This is a genomic window from Thalassospira sp. MCCC 1A03138, from assembly GCF_002115785.1.
In the GTDB taxonomy this organism is placed as follows: Bacteria; Pseudomonadota; Alphaproteobacteria; order Rhodospirillales; family Thalassospiraceae; genus Thalassospira.
Genome location: NZ_JFJY01000008.1, coordinates 1 through 18,041, shown reverse-complemented (window position 1 = coordinate 18,041; position 18,041 = coordinate 1). Strand labels below are relative to the sequence as shown.

Genomic DNA, 18,041 nt, shown 5'->3' with positions numbered 1-18,041 from the left:
AGTTTTGTGTCGATCTTTTGGCACATCGTTTTGTTTGGCGTGCCACCCCGGTCTGCTCATAGGCATAAATCCATGATCAGACGGCAAGTACCATAGCTTAGAGCTTGATGATGAACAACCGCTTTGACCGGCACATGCATGTGAATGCAAAAAGGGCATCCGTGCCAAAGCAGGGATGCCCTTTCAAAAAACGGTAATAAAAGCTGATACTTACTCGGTAACGACTTTTTTAAGCGTCTTGGCCAGCACGGGCTGGATATAGTCGTTGGCTGCAACGACGCTGCCGGTGCCAAGCATGTTGGTGCCACCTTTGGCATCGCGGACATAGCCGCCTGCTTCGGTGATCATCAGAAGGCCCGCAGCGATATCCCACGCGTTAAGATGAGATTCCCAGTAACCGTCAAAGCGACCGGCGGCAACATAGGCCAGATCAAGCGATGCGGCACCCATACGGCGCACACCGGCACAACGATCCATGACAGAATGCAGCTGCTTTTCAAACGCGGCATGATCGCCATGTCCGATATGCGGAACGCCACATGCCAGAACGCATTCATTCAGGCGACGGCGGCCCGAAACACGCAGGCGACGGTTATCAAGATAGGCACCAACGCCTTTTTCGGCCCAGAAGAATTCATCCTTGGCGACATCGTAAATGATGCCAGCGATGATTTCGTCACCCTTTTGCAGGGCCACGGAAATCGCAAAATGCGGAATGCCGTGCAGGAAGTTGGTGGTGCCATCAAGCGGATCGATGATCCAGCGGTGCTCCGGATCGGAGCCCTTGATTTCGCCGCCTTCTTCCATAAGGAAACCATAGCCCGGACGGGAACGTTCAAGTTCTTCGCGCAGGCGTTTTTCGGCGCGATGATCGGCCGCAGATACGAAATCTGCCGGGCCCTTCATCGATACCTGAAGGTTTTCGACTTCACCGAAGTCGCGTTTAAGTCCATAGGCCGCCTTTTCGACGGCCTTGAACATGACATTGATATTTGCTGAACGACGGGCGGCGCCACGCACGGCTCATCTCCCGGTGTTTGAAAGTAAAAAAGGAAGGCCTAGGGACGAATGTCCTTAGTCTTTGGCGCGCTCGAGATAGGTGCATTCGGTCGTGTTCACGACAACGCGCGTACCCGATTCAATATGCGGCGGAACGAGAATGCGAACGCCATTATCAAGAACGGCCGGCTTGAAGGAAGAAGACTGGGTCTGCCCTTTGACAACCGCGTCGGCTTCGACGATCTGGCAGACAACATGTTCGGGCAGGGTCACGGCAAGCGGTTCGCCTTCGAAGGATTCGATGGTAACAACCATGCCATCCTGAAGGAATACTGCCGGTTCGCCGACGAGTTCTGCATTGACTGTGATCTGTTCGAAAGTTTCGCTGTCCATGAAGGTGATCATGTCACCATCGGCAAACAGATAGGTATATTCATTCTGTTCCAGACGAACACGTTCGACAGTTTCCGAAGCCCGGAAACGTTCGTTCAGCTTGGTGCCGGTACGAATGTCTTTGAGTTCAACCTGGTTAAACGCACCGCCTTTACCCGGCTTCACAGCCTGGCATTTTACCGCACGCCACAGGGCACCTTTATGTTCGATAAGGTTACCCGGACGGATTTCGTTGCCGTTGATTTTCATGGCACCAACCGTTCTTTCAGATCACAGATTCACGATGTAAGCGGGACACCCGTCCCATTAAAGTCGGGCTTAACTACCAGTTTGGCGAATTTGCTGCAAGCAGATTGATCAGGGTTTGCGTGCATGGCAAACCGTCATTCGCGCATGGCTGTCGCGAAATCCCTGTGGGAAAAAGGGGATAAACCGGGCTGGATTTCAGTCCGAAGCTGCGGCAATCGCGGCCTTGATCGCCTTTGCCCCGGCCTCAGCGCCGTCCGGATGGTTCCAGACTCCGCCGGTGACGGCAATGAAATCGGCCCCGGCTTCGACAATCGGGCCAAGGTTATCGGCCGTGATGCCGCCAATCGCGACACAGGGCACCGTGGTAAAGGTCGTCCAGATTTCGATGATTTCGGGGGTGACGCTGGTTTTGGCTTCTTTGGTCTGGGTCGGATAGAACGCGCCAAACGCCACGTAATCGGCCCCTTTTTCGCCAAGCTCCATGGCGCGATGGCGGCTGTCATAGCAGGACACGCCGACAATGTGTTCTTCGCCCATGATGGCACGCGCTTCGTCGTAGCTGGCGTCTTCTTCGCCGACATGCACACCGTCAGCGCCCGATTTTTTGGCAATATCAGGGCGGTCATTAAGGATCAGGGGAATGTCGCGGTCCGAGCACAGCGGCAGGATCGCATCAATTGCCTTGCGGATTTCATCATCGGAAACGTCTTTGAGACGCAGCTGCAAACAATCAATCGCACCGGTATCAAGCACGGATTTCAGGCGGTCCGGAAATACGGCCAGATCGATTTTGGGCGGTGTCAGAAGATAAAGGCCGGTTTGGTCGTCTGCGTTCACAATGGTCATTCCTGATCAAAAACTGAGTATCATGTAACGTTTCATCACCCTTTTGGCAATCACCCAGCCAAAAACGCAGCAAGGCGACGGTCAAGTTCCGCATCGGGCAGATGATCATCACCGGTTTCGTAAATCCGATCCGGGTCGGGCAGGGTGGTGATGATCCGGCATCCCGACTTTGATCCGAGATTTTCAAGCCGGGCTTTCAGATCATCGGGCAGATCGTCATCAATCAGGACCGCATCAATTCCGGCCTCCATCGCGGCCAAGGCCGATGCGCGACGTCCGCGACAATCAAGGATGCCGTGGATTAGGGCATCAGGAAAGTCGGTTCGTAATCTGGCGATCAGGGTGGCAAACCATTGTGCACCAAGCGACGCCCCGGCATTTTCCGGCGACAGCAGATTGATCCGCGCACGTCCTGCAACGCGGCAGGCCGATTGGCCGCCTGCCATGCCATGGATGCGAATGAGAAGGTTTGAGGTGTCTTTCATCGGGGCAAAATATCACCGGGTCGGGATTTGCCAAACAGAAAGGGCGACCCGAAGGCCGCCCTGATCCGAATAGGTTGTTTCAAGTTCCGATTAAAGGAACTTCGCCATTGCAACGGCGGTATCGGACATACGGTTCGAGAAGCCCCACTCGTTGTCGTACCAGGACAGGATACGGACGAAGTTGCCGCCGATAACCTGGGTCTGGGTGACGTCAAAGGTCGAGCTGTTCGGGTTGTGGTTGAAGTCAATCGAGACCAGCGGAGCATCGCAAACGCCAAGAACGCCTTTGAGCGGGCCGTTTGCGGCGTCCTTGATCGCGGCATTGATTTCATCAGCCGTGGTGTCGCGACCGGCAACGAAGGTCAGGTCAACCATCGAAACGTTCGGGGTCGGGACACGGATGGCGGTACCGTCAAGCTTGCCTTTGAGTTCCGGAAGAACCAGACCAACGGCCTTGGCTGCACCGGTCGAGGTCGGGATCATCGAAAGCGATGCTGCACGGGCGCGGCGCAGATCCTTGTGCAGGCTGTCGACCGTGTTCTGGTCACCGGTGAAGGCGTGAACGGTGGTCATGAAGCCCTTGGTGATGCCAACGGTCTTGTTCAGAACGTCTGCAACCGGTGCCAGGCAGTTGGTGGTGCAGGACGCGTTCGAAACGATGATGTCGGATGCGGTCAGGCTGTCGCTGTTGACACCGTAAACGACGGTTTTGATGTCGCCCTTTGCCGGGGCGGAAATCAGAACGCGTTTGGCACCGGCGGTCAGGTGTTTGCCTGCACCCGCTTCGTCAAGGAAGATGCCGGTGCATTCGAATGCGATATCGACATTCAGTGCGCCCCACGGCAGGTTCGCCGGATCGCGTTCCGAGCAGACCTTGATCGCCTTGCCGTCGATGACAAGGTCGTTGCCTTCGGCTTTGACGTCATTGGCAAGAACGCCATGAACGGAATCGTATTTCAGAAGATGTGCGTTGGTGGCGACGTCACCCAGGTCGTTGATGGCCACGACTTCAACATCGGTACGGCCGCTTTCAACGATGGCACGCAGAACCAGACGGCCAATACGACCAAAACCATTAATCGCTACGCGAATAGCCATTCATCCCTCCAAAATTATGATGATTGGTACCTGGGGAGTATCAATCACGGCTTGGGGTTTAACCCCATAGAAAAAAGGCCGGATCGGCATATTACCGATCCGGCCCCTTGAATTAAACGAGTTCTTTGGCTGCCTTGACCAGCGCCTCGGCGGTGATGCCGAAATGCTCGTAAAGGATTTCGGCCGGTGCCGAGGCACCAAAGCCGTGCATGCCAATGACTTTGCCGTTGTCGCCAACGTATTTTTCCCAGCCGAAGACCGACAGGGCTTCGATGGCGATACGCGGTTTGTCGCCAAGGACTTCCTTGCGGTATTCCGGCGACTGCGCGTCGAACAGTTCCCAGCTTGGCAGGGAGACGACGGCAGCATTAATGCCGTCGGCTTTGAGTTTTGCCTGTGCGTTCACGGCAATTTCGACTTCGGAGCCGGTCGCGATCAGGGTGACCTGACGATCACCGTCGCAATCGGAAATCACGTAACCGCCGCGCGCGACAAGGTTGTCTTCGCGGTATTCGGTGCGCAGGGTCGGCAGGTTCTGACGGGTCAGCGCCATGACGGTCGGGCCGGTTTCGTTGGTGATCGCCATTGCCCATGCTTCGGCGGTTTCAACCGCATCGGCCGGGCGGATGACCGTCACGTTCGGCATTGCGCGCAGCGATGCGACATGTTCGACCGGCTGATGGGTCGGGCCGTCTTCGCCAAGACCGATGGAATCATGGGTCATGACATAGACAACACGCTGGTTCATCAGGGCCGACAGACGGATTGCCGGGCGGCAATAGTCGGTGAAGACCAGGAAGGTGCCGCCATACGGCAGAACGCCGCCATGCAGTGCGAGACCATTCATGGCCGCAGCCATACCGTGTTCACGGATACCGTAATAGATATAGCCACCATGATAGCCGCCATCAGCGGTGATCGGGGCCTGAACGCCGGTTTTGGTGTTGTTCGAACCGGTCAGGTCGGCAGAACCGCCGATCATTTCCGGGATTGCCTTGGTGAGGACTTCAAGAACGTTCTGGGACGATTTGCGGGTCGCGACTTTCGGCAGTTCAGCGGTGATCTGCTTTTTGTAGTCGTTAAACGCATCGACCCAGTTTTCCGGCAGCTTGCCTTCGACGCGGCGTTCGAATTCGTCTTTGAGGGAGGCTTCGAGATTTTCGAAACGCGCACCCCATGCATCGAAGTCGGCCTTGCCGCGTGCACCGGCATTGCGCCATGCGTCGAGAATGTCGGCGGGAATGTCGAACGGTTCAGACGTCCAGCCGAGTTTTTCACGCGCACCGGCAAGTTCGGTCGCGCCAAGCGGGGATCCGTGCGTTGCCGAGGTGCCACCCTTGGTCGGGGCGCCAAAACCGATAACGGTTTTGCAGGCGATCATCGAGGGGGTGCTGGTGGTTTTTGCCTTGGCAATGGCGGCTTCGATGGCGACCGGATCATGGCCGTCAATCTGCTGCACGTCCCAGCCGGCGGCTTCGAAACGTTTTTTGTGATCTTCGGACGTCGAAAGCGAGGTCGGGCCGTCGATTGAAATGCCGTTATCGTCAAACAGGACGATCAGTTTCGACAGTTTCATGTGACCGGCCATCGAAATGGCTTCCTGCGAGATGCCCTCCATGAGGCAACCGTCACCGGCAATCACGTAAGTGAAGTGATCGACAACGTCATTGCCAAAGCGCGCATTCATGATGCGTTCGCCAAGCGCGAAACCAACCGAGGTTGCAATGCCCTGACCCAGCGGGCCAGTGGTGGTTTCGATACCGGCACCATGGCCGAATTCCGGGTGACCGGCAGTACGCGAACCCATCTGACGGAAATTCTTGATCTGATCCAGATCGAAATCTTCGTAACCCGTAAGGTGCAGAAGCGAATAAAGCAGCATTGAGCCGTGACCAGCGGACAGGATGAAACGGTCGCGATCGGGCCAGTGCGGGTGCTTCGGATCAAATTTCAGGAATTTGGTATAAAGAACAGTCGCGACGTCTGCCATGCCCATCGGCATGCCGGGATGTCCGGAATTGGCTTTTTCGACGGCGTCGGCCGAAAGAAAGCGGATGGCATTGGCCATGCGGTTGTGTTCTGTTTGCGTCGTCATTGGATGCGGTTCCTGGGGGTTTCGCGGTCGGGCGATGAAAACACTTTTAATACATGTATTCCATGTTAACGGAATTCGCGCGGAACATGCCCGTACGGGGGGCATCCGTCAACCGCTTCTGTCGAAAAACTGCGCCAATTGTCCTAATTGTGGTTAACGAAAATGACAAACATGCTGGGTTGCCAAGGTGCATGTTGACGCGTCCTGATCCTGCCCCCTATGTTGCCGTTTGGCCCGGCGTTCCCTGTATCCTTTCGGTTCGGTGAACGGGGCGGGTAACGTTGCGCATGTCATGACGGGCTTTTCCATACGGTTTTCGGGTATTATTCCGTGGGGCAGATATTTGATGCCACGTGTGTGTTCGGGAACAAATCAGCCTTTTTCATGACAAAGTCGGTTGGCAGGGTGGCCAATCTTGCGATCAGGGACAGGTTTTACCTGTACCGACCGGGTAGTTTAACAAAGCTGGATATTGAATATGTCGCGTTTGCTAGAAGCGAGTAACCGACTAAAAGCGGCCATCGACAGTCTTGATGCTGCCGTGGAGTCGCGTATGGCCAAGGACACCGGAAATCAGTCCGATGCTGCCGGTGAAGTCGAAACCCTGAAAAGCCAGCTGGCTGCCTTGCGTCAGGATTATGACAAGCTCGCAACAGCAACCCAGACCGTTTCTGCCCGTCTTGATGGCGCGGTGGGGCAGTTGCGTCTGGTCCTTGATGATGATCGCGAACAAAGGCAGGCATAAATTCCATGGCACAGGTTTCAGTACGAATTAACGGGCGCAGCTATGATGTTGCCTGCGACGATGGTCAGGAAGAGCGCCTGATGAACCTTGCGCAATATGTCGATGAGCGTGTTCGCGAGATTGCCGGAGCGGTTGGTCAGATTGGCGAACAGCGCCTTTTGGTGATGACAAGTCTTCTGATTGCCGACGAGCTTGGCGACGTGCATGAAAAATTGCGCAGTCGCCAGACAATGGTTGCACCGGAGCCCGGCAGCGTCAGTGCCGCCGAAGGTGACGCGATTGCGGAAAACATGGAAAGCATGGCTGTTCGCATCGAAGCTATTGCGCAAAAGCTTTCGCAGGACTAAGTTCCGGACGCTGACTGTTTTCGATGCGCCGTTCGCGGCGATCGGGCGCAGCAGCAATTCGGGGGCTGCCCTGTTCGTCAGGTTCGCTAATTCCCGGGGCCGATGCTCATTTCTCTAGGGAGCTGTCCCTGTCGAGGCCGTGGTCTCGTTATACGGCGCCCACCTGCACACGCAGGTCACGAGGAATTACCACATGGCCAACGGCAGCGGTGGCTCCCACTTAATTCATATCCCCACCTCATTTATGTTGTGCATCAAACGGTGCGTCTGACAGGGGCATCGGTTACAGTCATGTCCGAATTTCGGGCGTGCGACGAAACAGGAAATACAATGCGTTTACTCCATCTCGGCGACGTTCTTGGCCAATCCGGCCGTACTGCAGCACTTGAAGCGTTACCGATGCTGCGGGACCGTCTTTCGGTCGATATCGCGGTGGTGAACGTGGAAAATTCGGCGCACGGTTTTGGTGTGACGGCGAAAATCTGCAAGGAATTCTATGATGCCGGTGCGGATGTCCTGACGACGGGCAACCATGTCTGGGACCAGCGCGAAATCATTGCCTATATCGATGAAGATGAAAAACTGCTGCGCCCGTGGAACTTCCCCGACGGCACGCCGGGCAAGGGCGATTATGTTTTCAAAACCCGTTCGGGCAAAAAAGTTTGTGTTGTTAACATGATGGGGCGGCTATTCATGGACCCGCTTTCGTGCCCTTTCCAAGGTGCAAACAAACTTTTTGCCAAGCATAAGCTGGGCAAGAATGTCGATGCGATCATCATCGATTTCCATGCCGAAACCACGTCGGAAAAGATGGCGTTTGGCCATCATTGCGATGGGCGGGCATCGCTTGTTCTGGGGACCCACACCCATGTGCCGACGGCGGATGCCCAGATATTGCCGGGTGGAACGGCCTATCAGACCGATGTCGGCATGTGCGGGGATTTTGATTCCGTGATCGGGATGAAAAAGGAAAATTCGGTCCGTAAATTCATCACCAAAATGCCGACCGGCCGGTTCGAACCGGCAGACGGACCGGCAACGGTGTGTGGTGTTTATGTCGAAACCGACGATGCCACCGGCCTTGCCAAACGGATCGAACCGGTTCGCATTGGCGGGCGGCTTAAGGGGAGCTGGCCTAGCGCGTAACAGCCGAATATTTTCAATGATTTAAAGCCCCGCCGGTACCGGCGGGGCTTTGTTTTGGGCGTGATATTTCCAAATTTCCTGAAATTTGTTCTTCTGTTTTGGGCCGGTGAGATCGGCAAGCGATGATGGGAAGGAGGCGATTGGATGGGCCGGGAGGGTGATTGTATCAATTTACGCCCGCATCCATGCACTGATGCGTTCTGCCAGCATGATAACGGTCGGATTTGTGGCAACCGAAGGTATATCCGGGAAGCTGGATGCATCCGCAACCCTTAGGTTACCAACACCGTTCACGCGTCCTTGATAATCGGTCACCGCATGTGGTGAGTTGTTTCCACCCATAGGTGCCGTCGATGTTGGATGGTGATAGATATCGAGAGCTTTTGGCAACGCGGCCATCAGATCGGCGGAGCTAGTAAGGGATGCCCCCGGAACAAGTTCCTGAACAATAATATCAGAAAGCGGCCCCTGACGTGCAATTTGGCGGATCATCTCGATGCCTTCAACCATTTTCTGCCGATCCTCGGCTTCACCGAGAACGTTCAGGTCGATACGGGGTGATGTCGTCGCCTTGCGGTCTCGCAAGGTTACAGTGCCGATGGATTTTGGGCGTGTTAAAGCCAATGCAAGCATGAAAATGGCACCGGTTGGTGAAGAGGCCGGGTCACCATAATGCACCGCGCTCACATGAAAATCGCCTTCTCCGGGCGCTGCCTTTGAAGATTGCGCCCAGAGAATGGCACCAACAGGCGGTACAGGAAGCCCGAGACGCTCAGGATTGGCCGCCCAAGTCGTGAAGAAAAACGGATGATCTTGCAACCGTTGTCCAACCGGCAGATCGGCCATAACAGGAATATCCATTGCGTGCAGGTCGTTTGCAGGGCCGACACCGGATCGCAGCAGAATAGCCGGTGTCCCATAGGCACCTGCCGAAAGGACAATTTCACTACCGGCAATACGTTCACCATTTTCGAGAATAACGGCTTCGGCACGTCCTTTCTGGATGTCTATCCGGTCCACAAGTACTTCGCTTCTGATGGTCAAGTTGGTGCGTGCCCGAACCGCTTTCGACAAATATGTCATGCCGGTATTAAGCCTCTGTCCCATACGATTGTTCATTGGATAGGGGCCTACACCCAGGGGCTTGTCCCCATTAAAGTCATCGACTTTGGGGAAACCGGCCATCTGGGCCGATGTTATAAAAGCACGCTGCATGTCTGAAATTTCATCGTCCTGCAACTGATGGATTGGCCACGGACCAGAGCGACCGTGAAATTCATCTGAACCATTTACCGTGCGTTCGCTTCTTTTATAAAATGGCAGGACATCAGGAGCCGACCAATTGGGAAGACCGGCCTTTGTCCAACGGTCAAAGTCGGAGGAGGTTGCGCGCATTGCAACGCCTGCATTCACTGCAGATGATCCGCCCAGAACCTTTCCACGCGGTACGGGCAAAGACGTACCAGCCCACCCCGGTTCCGAGATAAAGCCCCAATCATGTTCGGGATCCCCGCCAATGATGCTTTGCAGACGAACCGCGTCCGGGTAGCTTTCGGGCGCATATGCTTTGCCAGCTTCAAGAAGCAGTACACGTCTTGAAGAGTCTTCGCTTAGACGATTGGCCAAAACAGCCCCAGCAGATCCTCCTCCGACGATGATGACATCAAAAGAATACGTGCTATCATTTGTCTGTGCAAACGCACCGCTGTAAGTCGCAGCTGCAAGACCGGCGCTCGATGCCCCGATGATGAATTCCCGACGATTAATACCTGCCTTGTCCTGAGTGTCGCTCATGATTTTATCCTCGTGCCCTTACCGTTGTCGAATTCGCAGGACATGACCAAAGGCGCATCCCTATCGAATGACGGCGTTATAAATTTCCGACACCTCAGAAATATTGCAACTGACGCGAGTATTGTAGAAGGTTGTCTGTCGCTTCATTCCAGACAATATGTCTTGAATTTATGCGTTCCCCACAGAACAACAATTCGCCAAGGAGATCAGTATGCTGTCACCATGGCATTGATAATCTATTGTTGATTATCCGCGACCCAACCCAGCGCTGGATTGCGCATGGACAAACAAATGCGGTCACGGTAAGGCGTGGCAAATAATCTAAATCTTGTCTGCCAGACATTGAGAGATGAAATTAACAAACGCGCGCACACGAGCGACTTTCGTCCGTGATGAAGGCCATACGATCGAGACAGTGCCGCGATTGTCTGTGAATTCATCCAGTACGGATACCAATCGTCCAGCCTCGATATCCTCGGCAACGAGGTAACGCGGTGCCTGAACTATTCCAAGCCCGGCCAGCGCGGCTGAGGCAAGAGCTCCCCCATCATTGAGTACAATCCCCGGCTTGACGATTGTCCCACGATATTCGCCTTTAAATGCCCATTTTTCAGGGAGGCCCGTTGTCGGGAAGCGGTATAAAACGCAGCAGTGACGATCAAGGTCTGCGGGCGTTTGCGGCATGCCGCGTTTCGCAAAATAGCTTGGTGAGGCGCAGGTGGTGAAGGCGTGCGGCCCGATCCGACGGGCATGAAGGTTGGAATCTTCAAGCTCTCCAAGACGAACCACCAGATCATATCCACCTTCAATCAGATCGACTTTCATATCATCAAGCGAAATGTCCAGCGTTACATCCGGATAGTCGGCTGAGAATGCGCCCAGAGCAGGCAAGACAATACTCCGCCCCATGACGGTAGGGACGCTGATCTTAAGTCGACCTTGTGGCGTGTTTTGCGCGCTGAATAGCTCCAGTTCCGCCTCCTGCAGGTCGCTGAGGATACGGCTGGCATACCGGTAAAGGATTTCTCCTTCGCCCGTCAGAGTGAGCGACCGTGTCGTTCGCGTCAGCAATTTGACGCCAAGCCTCTGCTCAAGCCGGTCAACCGCTTTGCCGACTGCAGATGCTGAGAGACCAAGCTTGCGCCCTGCCGCCGCAAAGCTTCCCAGCTCTAGCGTGACGGAAAAGGCCACAAGACCGCTCAAGGATTCCAAGGAAGTTATTGCTGACATATTGTCCGCAATGATGAGACACAAAGCTCTCTTCCGTCAAGGGGGTCTTCGTTGGATAGTTGTTGGCGCAAGATCTATGTCGCCAACGAGGAAATTGATGAGAACCTCATTAGCTGCCCCTCCAGCATCAATAGATTTGCACAGTCACGGCCATCCGTATTGGAGTTTCTTCAATGTATAGCCAGCCTGACCATTCCCTCATGGCGCGGTTGAAAAAGACCACGCGGATATGGTTCGCGGTCTATCCAACAGTGCTTGTTTTCTTAACTGTATTTGGTGATGCGCTTAGAGAATTTCCGTTTCCTCTGGGCGTTCTCGTCTCGACACTTGTTGTCGTCATCATTGTATCGAATGTCACTGAACCCCTCGTTGGAAAGGCCTTTTGCCATTTGGGGAGCACCTTTCGCAAACCGGACCTTCACTCCGAAACCGCTCCTTTGGTCAACAACACCGCGTCAACTGAACGTTGCGCTCCATCAGACAATTAGAAGGGACAACTTCAATGACGAACGAAGATGACAAAGACGCTATCAATGAGCCGGGAAAATCTAGCATGGCGGTTCATGCAACGGCATTTAACTGGATCAACGGTGTCCAAAAAAATAACGGGACATTAAAGCCGTCCATTGATCCGGCCACTTACGATATCATTGGATACTACCCGGAAAATGGCATAGAGGCCGCGAAATCTGCGGTTGCAGCAGCTTCAAAGGCCTTTAAGGAAACAATTTGGGCGCATGACCACGAATTACGGGCGCATGTTCTAAATCAGCTTGCCGCTGCATTCGAGCGGAACCGCGATCGCCTTATAAAAATCCTGTCTCTTGAAAACGGGAAGGTGAAAGGTGAAGCTGCTTTCGAAATCGATATGATCCCCAGCAAATTGCGCTATTCGGCGGCAACAGCGCTGATGGAAAGCGGCCGGGCGGTCACACCGAAACCGGGAAGCCTGTCTGTAATTCTAAAACAGCCGATGGGTGTCGCTGGCATTATTGCGCCCTGGAACTCTCCTGCGGTTCTGACCATTCGCTCTCTGGCGCCAGCACTCGCAGCTGGATGTACTGCTGTGATCAAGCTTCCGGCACAAATCGCGCAGACTGCAAGTGTCATGGCGGAAATCATGGCCGAGGCCGAGGATCTACCGAATGGCGTCATCAACCTTTTCTTTGAAAGTGGTCCGGAAGGATCTGCGTATCTGGTCGAAAGCCCGGATGTTCCCGCGATTAGTTTCACTGGCAGCACTGGCACTGGCCGCGCCATCGGCGCCGTTGGCGCCAAACGGATGAAACGTTTCGGTATGGAGCTTGGCGGCAAGACGCCGATGATCCTGTTCGAGGATGCCGATATCGACGCTGCCTTACCCGTGATCGAGAAGGCACTGACGGTCTTTTCCGGCCAATTCTGCATGACCGGATCGCGCCTGCTTGTTCAGGACGGCATCTTTGATCGGGTTCGCGACACGCTTGCCCAGCAACTGAACGACGTGAAAGTTGGTCCGGCAAGTGATCCTTCGAGTGACATGGGGCCACTGATTGATCGAGAAAATGTGTTGAGGGTGGATCAGGTGGTCAAAAATGCCGTTGCCGAAGGCGCGCATGTTGTTGTGCGGGGCGGTCCTATTTCCGCTGGGCCGCTTTCAAAAGGTGCGTTTTTCCGGCCTGCATTGCTGGAAGTCACCGACAACAGCCTGTCGATCCTTCAGGAGGAAACATTTGGACCTGTATTGACAATACAACGGTTTCGCGACGAGGCAGAAGCAATACGTCTCGCGAATGATAGCGAATTTGGTCTTGCCGCAAGCATCTGGACCCGTGACGTGGACCGATCCTTCAAGGTGGCGCAGGCGCTTGAGGTAGGAACCGTATGGGTCAATGACTGGGCCAAAGTCTATGACAATACCGAAGAAGGTGGTTTCAAGCAGTCTGGCCTCGGGCGTCTCAACGGTCTTGCCGCCCTCGAAGACTTTATCGAATACAAGCATATCGCTCTGAAACCCGGGCTTTATAGGGTCTGATTATCGTCATGATTGGACAATGATTTGGGGTATGCCCCAATGTCATAACAATAAACGTCAGAGTTTTTGTTCTATTTCTGCATGGCATCTGAAGTGTCGCGTCTCCTCCGGTACTTCGCCACAATGCTGAAATACAGACCATTCTGGTGAATTGTCTTCATGCGCATATTCAGTTGTTTGAGAGGGACATCTAACCATGCTTTCACGCTCATTTTAAAATGTCTTTTTCTGAGATCACAACCGCCATCCGCTGTAACTCAGTGAGGTTGGCGCGCTCAGTTTCGTATGCGGTAAACAAACACCCGTTGGCGGTGGTGAAATAGAGAGTGCCAAATTGAATATAGAAGACTTGGAAACATTTGTCGGAGTTGCCGATGCGGGGGGCGTTTCTTCCGCCGCACGGCGGTTCGGTGTATCCAAATCAATCGTCAGTCGGCGCCTCTTTCGTCTTGAAGCAGCACTTGGCGTCCAGCTTCTTGCGCGAACAACACGCGGTGCCGCACTCACCGAAGCTGGCATTACATTTCGAGAACACGCCGCAAGAATCAGTGCAGAAATCGAACTGGCAAGGGACAGGATTATGCCAACGGGTGATCTCTGCGGTCGCCTTCGAATTGCGTTACCACTCTCCTTGGGGCCGACACACTTTGCCCCTGTGCTTGCGAACATGGCACAGCGTTACCCACAGCTTCAGCTCCACGCTTCCTATAGTGACCGCTTTGTTGACCTTATTGCCGAAGGTTTTGATTGCGCGGTCCGGGTGGGGTACCTTCCAAATTCCAACCTGCTCGCCAGGCGCATCAGCCCCGTTTATTTGAAACTTGTTGCGAGCCCGTCTTACATCGAGGCTCATGGTGCTCCGGAAAGCCCCGAAGCACTCATGGAACATCAGGCCCTTATGCAGGGGACAGAGTCCTGGAAATTTATGGATTGCGGCAAGATCATCACTGTCCAGCCACAAGGGCGATTCAAATCTGACAACGGTATCGCACTCACCGCTGCGGCATTAGCCGGGCTGGGTGTTGCTTACCTTCCCGAGAGTTTAGTCTGTGAATATTTGAAATCCGGAGCACTGGTTCCGGTCATGGCAAATTACCCCCCACCACCTGCAGCAGTATATGTTGTCCGGCCACCTAGCCAGCATCCTGTAAGAAAAGTTCAAGTGCTTACCGGAATACTTATTGAGTATCTTGAACAAAATTGGTGTCTTTGAGAGAGAAATTTCGAAGGGGATGATTGCAGGCCGCAAACTGGTACGGAGTACCAAGCCGCGAGATTATAAGAATTTATCTATTTAGAGCTGAGTCTAACTTAGAAAATATTACCTGCTCATTCTAATTCTATGCGTCGTACCTGCGCTTTCGTTTGTTCTGTAATTGGCAGCGGAATTACAAACGGTTTATCGGGAAGTTTCATCTTTGCGGCATCTGGCGGCAGTGGAGATGACGCCAGACAGAAAAACCGCAGTTACCAGCGTTGAGGATATTACATTCAATCGCATGCTTTGCTCCGGGCATACTGGAAAAAGACATGTTGATGTTAGAGGCCATGCGTGGAAAAGGGTTGGGTCATTCTTGCCCGTTTGCATCTGATGTGGCGGGAAAAACAAAAGGCCCGCCGGATGGCGGGCCTTTGCGCAATGAGATGTTTGGCAGATCAGGCAGCACGGTCGCGGGCCTGCTGGCGAAGGTCTTCGAGGATGCCGTTGATGCGGGCACGCAAGGCTTCGACCTTGTGCGAGGCATCCTGTGCGGTGGTCAGAACTTCGCCCGACAGTTGGCCGGTTTTGCCGGTTTCACTTGCCACATCATTGATCGAGGCGGAAACGGTGCGGGTGCGATCAGCCGCACTGCGGACGTTACGCGTGATCTCGTCGGTTGCCGCACCCTGTTCTTCGACCGCGGCCGAAATGGTGGTGGCAATCTCGTTGATGTTTTCGATGATGCGACCGATATCCTCGATGGCGGTAACGGATTCGCCGGTTGCCTTCTGGATGCCGGAAATCTGGCCGGCGATTTCTTCGGTCGCCTTTTCGGTCTGGTTGGCGAGGTTTTTGACCTCGGCCGCGACAACCGCAAAGCCCTTGCCCGCATCGCCGGCACGGGCCGCTTCGATGGTGGCGTTAAGGGCCAGAAGGTTGGTCTGTTCGGCGATGTCGGTGATCAGTGCGATGACCTCGCCGATGCGGTTTGCCGATTGCGACAGGCTGACCACCAACTGGTTGGTTTCCTGCGCGCGGTCCGCGGCATTGCTGGAAATGCGGGTCGATTCCGCCATCTGACGGTTGATTTCCGCATTCGAGGCCGAAAGCTGTTCTGTGGCGGCGGCAACGGTTTCAACGTTGCCGGTGGCTTCCTGAGCCGAGGATGCGACATCTTCGGTCTGGCCGGAAACCAGTTCGGCACTCTGGCTCATTTGACCCGACACGCCCTGAAGCTGTTCGGCGAGGGCAGCAATTTCACCGACCGCACTTTCGACTTCGTTTTGCAGGGTATCGGCAAGGCCAAGCAGCTCGTCACGAAGGGCTTCGTTGCGTTCACGGTTCAGGCGTTCTTCTTCGGCCTGAAGTTCACGAACCTTGACGGCGTTGTCTTTGAAGACTTCGACGGCACGACCCATGGCGGTGATTTCGTCATTGCCCTTGACTGGGACTGCAATATCAAGGTTGCCATCAGCCAATGTGACCATGGTGGTCTGAAGGCCGGCCAGACGACGCAGAAGGTTGCCACGGACATAGACCACATAAATGATCAACGAGATCACGATGGCTGCACCTGCAACAGCATACATGATCTGCGAGCTTTGCGTGTTCAGGGTCTGGGCCGATCCGGCAGCCGCGTCGACATCCGATTGCAGGCTTTCGACCAGTGCCTTGACGCTGCTTTCCATGTCGGCGGCGTACTGGGTGCTTTGATCGACAATCTGCTGCTGGGCGGCGGCGGTTTCAAGATACTTGATCCGCAAGTCAGGAAGACTGCCATCGCCAATAGAGAGTTCAAGCATGTCATTGACGATGTTGGTGTAGAACTTTTTGAGTTTTTCGTTCTCAAGCCCTTCGATCAGCTTCTGCAGCGAGTTAAAGTTGCCTCGGACCTGCACGCTGATGACCGAAAGCCGGGTCGGGTCGTCAAGCGAGCTTGATGTCAGGATCGTATTGACGATATCAGCACCCATCCGGCTGAGTTCGAGAACCGGGCTGCGTGAGGCAACGGCATCGTTCAGGTCATAAAGAAGTTTGGTCGTGCGGACCTGATCTTCGTAGGGCAGGGGATCGCCTGATTTGCGCAGATCTTCGACGGAGGCATTGATCCCGGCAATGGTTGTCTGGGTGAAAGACAGGAGCGGGGTGATCATGCTGCTGTAACGCCCGCTTAGCTGCTGAAACTTGTTGAGTTTCTCGGCGATCTCGTCTGCGATGGCAAACCGGTTCAAGGTCATTGAATGCAGATTTTCCAGGGCGTCGCGCAGATTGGCACTGTTGGTATCAATACCATCGAGAATTTCTGGCTGAAGATTTGTTTCGCGCAATTGCCCGACATTGTCATCAAGCCCGGCAAGCAGCGTATCAAGTTCAGCTTTGACGATCTGTTCTTCGTCGGGGGTTTTCGATGCTATAATACGCGGCGCGATGGCCACGATCTTTGCGCTGTCGGTCGCCAGCTGTTGTGCCGCAAACATCGGCGGCAGCTTTGAATGCGTGATGCTGGCAAGTTCTGTGCCGAATTTGCCAAATGATATCACGGCAACGGTGGCCGCGACGACGGCCATCAGACCGACAAGTGCAAATGCTGCTGCCAGTTTCCCCTGAACGCCGAAGCCCTTTGCGGTCTTCCTGACCAGCTTCTGGCGATTGTCAGATTTGATAGTCTTTCCCATTACTCACTTAACCCCGATTGCGCATAACCAGCGCACCGGCTTCTGTCATACCGGTAACGCGCGTCTGTTTGATTTTCCTGGATGGAACCTTCCTGTGGTTTCCGCATTCGGGGATATCCGCGATATCGGTTAGGAACGATAAGGATGCGGATAATTGAAGGCGGAAGCTGTTATTCTTATTATGTTGGGAAATTCTATAGCACAGGCATCTGTGTGGAATAACCTAAATGTTCTGCTAATTTGCCAGCCTTGTCCATCTGGATAAGTCTTTTTGTACAAAAGCTTGTGGTTGTTATGCCAAATAAAAAAGGCCCGCCATATGGCGGGCCTTTGCACAAGAAGCAGTCCTGTTGATCAGGAGGCGCGATCACGCGCCTGCTGACGGAGGTCTTCGAGGATGCCGTTGATCCGTGAGCGCAGATTTTCGACCTTTTCGGATGCGGTCTGTGCGGTTGCCAGAACCTGACCGGAAAGTTCGCCGGTTTTGCCGGTTTCACTTGCCACATCATTGATCGAGGACGAAACGGTGCGGGTGCGATCAGCCGCACTGCGGACGTTACGCGTGATCTCGTCGGTTGCCGCACCCTGTTCTTCGACTGCAGCCGAAATGGTGGTGGCAATCTCGTTGATGTTTTCGATGATGCGACCGATATCCTCGATGGCGGTAACGGATTCCCCGGTCGCCTTCTGGATGCCGGAAATCTGACCGGCAATTTCCTCGGTT

14 protein-coding genes, 1 other RNA gene and 1 pseudogene are annotated in these 18,041 nt (G+C 54.3%); 6 read left to right on the top strand and 10 right to left on the bottom strand.

What is annotated here, in order from left to right; translation table 11 throughout:
* Positions 1 to 210: 210 nt before the first annotated feature.
* The 6 genes from TH468_RS15965 to tkt form a co-directional block, all read right to left on the bottom strand.
* The gene (locus TH468_RS15965) at positions 211 to 1,020 is read right to left on the bottom strand and encodes an inositol monophosphatase family protein (RefSeq protein ID WP_210402256.1); all 810 of its coding nucleotides are present in this window, start codon (positions 1,018 to 1,020) and stop codon (positions 211 to 213) included.
* 54 nt (positions 1,021 to 1,074) lie between these two features.
* On the bottom strand, positions 1,075 to 1,641 hold the full coding sequence (gene efp / locus TH468_RS15960) for an elongation factor P (RefSeq protein ID WP_037990860.1): 567 nt from the start codon (positions 1,639 to 1,641) through the stop codon (positions 1,075 to 1,077).
* Positions 1,642 to 1,836: 195 nt separating this feature from the next.
* Positions 1,837 to 2,487, bottom strand: a complete 651-nt coding sequence (gene thiE, locus TH468_RS15955) for a thiamine phosphate synthase (protein ID WP_085645614.1) — start codon at positions 2,485 to 2,487, stop codon at positions 1,837 to 1,839.
* A gap of 50 nt (positions 2,488 to 2,537) precedes the next feature.
* The gene (locus TH468_RS15950) at positions 2,538 to 2,972 is read right to left on the bottom strand and encodes a hypothetical protein (protein ID WP_085645613.1); all 435 of its coding nucleotides are present in this window, start codon (positions 2,970 to 2,972) and stop codon (positions 2,538 to 2,540) included.
* Between the two features lie 90 nt (positions 2,973 to 3,062).
* Positions 3,063 to 4,070 carry a type I glyceraldehyde-3-phosphate dehydrogenase gene (gene gap, locus TH468_RS15945; RefSeq protein WP_085645612.1) on the bottom strand — a complete coding sequence of 336 codons (1,008 nt, stop codon included), beginning with the start codon at positions 4,068 to 4,070 and terminating at the stop codon, positions 3,063 to 3,065.
* A 112-nt stretch (positions 4,071 to 4,182) separates the two neighbouring features.
* Positions 4,183 to 6,165 (bottom strand): transketolase, encoded by a 1,983-nt coding sequence (gene tkt / locus TH468_RS15940; RefSeq protein ID WP_085645611.1) that lies wholly within the window; start codon positions 6,163 to 6,165, stop codon positions 4,183 to 4,185.
* A gap of 478 nt (positions 6,166 to 6,643) precedes the next feature.
* Between tkt and TH468_RS15935 the strand changes: the two genes are divergently transcribed.
* From TH468_RS15935 to TH468_RS15920, 4 genes are all read left to right on the top strand, one after another.
* Positions 6,644 to 6,910 carry a DUF4164 family protein gene (locus TH468_RS15935; protein WP_085645610.1) on the top strand — a complete coding sequence of 89 codons (267 nt, stop codon included), beginning with the start codon at positions 6,644 to 6,646 and terminating at the stop codon, positions 6,908 to 6,910.
* 5 nt (positions 6,911 to 6,915) lie between these two features.
* Complete coding sequence (locus TH468_RS15930; RefSeq protein WP_085645609.1) at positions 6,916 to 7,257, top strand: cell division protein ZapA; 342 nt, start codon at positions 6,916 to 6,918, stop codon at positions 7,255 to 7,257.
* Between the two features lie 59 nt (positions 7,258 to 7,316).
* Positions 7,317 to 7,477, top strand: a non-coding RNA gene (gene ssrS, locus TH468_RS15925) — 6S RNA.
* 110 nt (positions 7,478 to 7,587) lie between these two features.
* Complete coding sequence (locus TH468_RS15920; RefSeq protein WP_085645608.1) at positions 7,588 to 8,403, top strand: TIGR00282 family metallophosphoesterase; 816 nt, start codon at positions 7,588 to 7,590, stop codon at positions 8,401 to 8,403.
* A gap of 171 nt (positions 8,404 to 8,574) precedes the next feature.
* On the opposite strand, the gene TH468_RS15915 is transcribed toward TH468_RS15920, so the two are convergent.
* A complete protein-coding gene (locus TH468_RS15915) occupies positions 8,575 to 10,197 on the bottom strand; it encodes a GMC family oxidoreductase (protein ID WP_085645607.1) in 1,623 nt (540 codons plus the stop codon).
* A 321-nt stretch (positions 10,198 to 10,518) separates the two neighbouring features.
* Positions 10,519 to 11,400 carry a LysR family transcriptional regulator gene (locus tag TH468_RS15910; RefSeq protein ID WP_210402255.1) on the bottom strand — a complete coding sequence of 294 codons (882 nt, stop codon included), beginning with the start codon at positions 11,398 to 11,400 and terminating at the stop codon, positions 10,519 to 10,521.
* Positions 11,401 to 11,929: 529 nt separating this feature from the next.
* On the opposite strand from TH468_RS15910, the gene TH468_RS15905 reads away from it, so the two are divergent.
* Both TH468_RS15905 and TH468_RS15900 read left to right on the top strand, forming a co-directional pair.
* Entirely contained in the window at positions 11,930 to 13,441 is a 1,512-nt protein-coding gene (locus tag TH468_RS15905; RefSeq protein WP_210402254.1) for an aldehyde dehydrogenase family protein, read from the top strand.
* A 334-nt stretch (positions 13,442 to 13,775) separates the two neighbouring features.
* Positions 13,776 to 14,654 carry a LysR family transcriptional regulator gene (locus tag TH468_RS15900; RefSeq protein WP_085645605.1) on the top strand — a complete coding sequence of 293 codons (879 nt, stop codon included), beginning with the start codon at positions 13,776 to 13,778 and terminating at the stop codon, positions 14,652 to 14,654.
* A gap of 443 nt (positions 14,655 to 15,097) precedes the next feature.
* Here TH468_RS15900 and TH468_RS15895 read toward each other — a convergent pair whose 3' ends face one another.
* Together TH468_RS15895 and TH468_RS15890 are read right to left on the bottom strand one after the other, a co-directional pair.
* Entirely contained in the window at positions 15,098 to 17,317 is a 2,220-nt protein-coding gene (locus TH468_RS15895) for a methyl-accepting chemotaxis protein (protein WP_085645604.1), read from the bottom strand.
* A gap of 354 nt (positions 17,318 to 17,671) precedes the next feature.
* Positions 17,672 to 18,041: pseudogene (locus TH468_RS15890) on the bottom strand (methyl-accepting chemotaxis protein); the annotation flags it as partial.